2 protein-coding genes are annotated in these 1440 nt (G+C 72.8%); both read right to left on the bottom strand.

Going from position 1 to position 1440, the window contains the following annotated elements; all coding sequences use genetic code 11:
• Positions 1 to 78: 78 nt before the first annotated feature.
• Entirely contained in the window at positions 79 to 612 is a 534-nt protein-coding gene (locus G6026_RS06710) for a hypothetical protein (protein ID WP_182612703.1), read from the bottom strand.
• Between the two features lie 76 nt (positions 613 to 688).
• Positions 689 to 1440, bottom strand: a 752-nt coding sequence (locus G6026_RS06705; RefSeq protein WP_182612701.1) for an NAD(P)H-hydrate dehydratase, incomplete at its 5' end; no start/stop codon positions are given.

Raw genomic sequence — 1440 nt, 5'->3', positions numbered from 1 at the left:
CCCGGAGTCCACGACGTCGCTCTGATCTGACCCCGCCAAGACCGTGCCGCTGCCCTGAACCGGCTCTTATCGCGGGGCTCAGCCGGCGGCCAGGGCGAACCGCCGACCCCGCGGTTGCGGCCCGGTACTGAGGACCAGCTCGTCGGCGCCCGACTCCCGGCCGGCGGGACCGGTGGTCTCCGTGGTGGCGGTGACCTCCTCGGCGCCGGGGATCGCGTCGTCCGCGGTCTGCTCGCCCGTCAGTGTGTCGGCCTCGGAGTCGCCGGGGTGCTCGGCCACCGCGACGATCGTCCCCTCCCGTTCCAGATCGATGAGCGCGGTGCGCGCCGCCCTCGCATATCGCAGGTGCCGCATGGCGGGGGTGTCGGTGGCGGGGCCGGAGGGGTCCACGTCCGCGAGCCGCAGCGGTTCACCGGAGGGGGCCTCGTAGGCCTCACACACCGACTCGACGATCTCGTCGACTCCCAGGCTGTCCCACTCTCCGAGCTTGTCCACGACGATCATGCGGGCACGGTGCAGGGTGCCGGGATCCGGGACGGTGGCGTCATCGATGGCGGAACGGATCTTCTCGGCACGGGGCTCGTCGGCACGGGACTTGTCGGTGGAACTCATGACCCGAGCCTGCCAGTCCCGGCGCCGGGGCGCAGCCGGTCGCGCCCGCGACCGGTGCGCGACGGTGGACGGATGCTCAGGAGGAGAGCTCAGCCATGACGTGGGGGATCTCCGACAACAGCTCTCTGGCCAGAAATCCGGTGGGACCGACCCGCACCGCGAGCCGTTCACCGGCCCTACCGTGGGCGAAGGTGGCCCACGCGGCGGCCTGAGCGGGATCCGCCCCACGAGCGAGCAGCCCGGTGATGACTCCGGCCTTGACGTCACCCGAGCCGGACACTCCGAGCCCGGGGGTGCCCGATTCGTCACGCCAGAGACCGCCCTCTGGTGACGCGATCCACGAGGTGGCCGCCCCGGAGACCACCACTGCCCGGGTGCGCCGGGCGAGGTCTGTGACGCACCGGGGGGTGTCGGCCTCGACGTCGGACTCGGGGACGTCGAGAGTCCTCGCCAGTTCCCGGGTGTTCGGGGTGAGAACACAGCGACCCTCGAGGTGGGCGACGCCGTCCGGGTTCGCGGTCAGGTACGCCAGGGCGAGAGCGTCGAGGACGAGCGTGCAGTCGAGATCGGGGACCACTCGGCGGAGCAGTGCCCCGGCGACCTCGACGTTGCCGAGGCCGGGGCCGAGGACCACGGCGGCACACCCCTGCGCCAGCTCGGCGACCGTCTCCGCGCCGTCCGGCGACAGTTCGCCCGCATCGTCCTCCGGGAGCCCCACCGTCATCGATTCCGGGACCTGCAGGGCCAACCCCGGCGCCACGGAGGATGCCGTCGCGATCTGGAGTTTGCCCGCCCCGGCGCGCAGCGCCGCCTCCGCCGCGAGGAGCA

Origin of the sequence: Dietzia sp. DQ11-38-2 (genome assembly GCF_014145055.1) — a bacterium.
GTDB lineage: Bacteria > Actinomycetota > Actinomycetes > Mycobacteriales > Mycobacteriaceae > Dietzia.
Note: the sequence above shows the minus strand (reverse complement) of the source record. Positions and strands in the feature narration are given on the sequence as shown.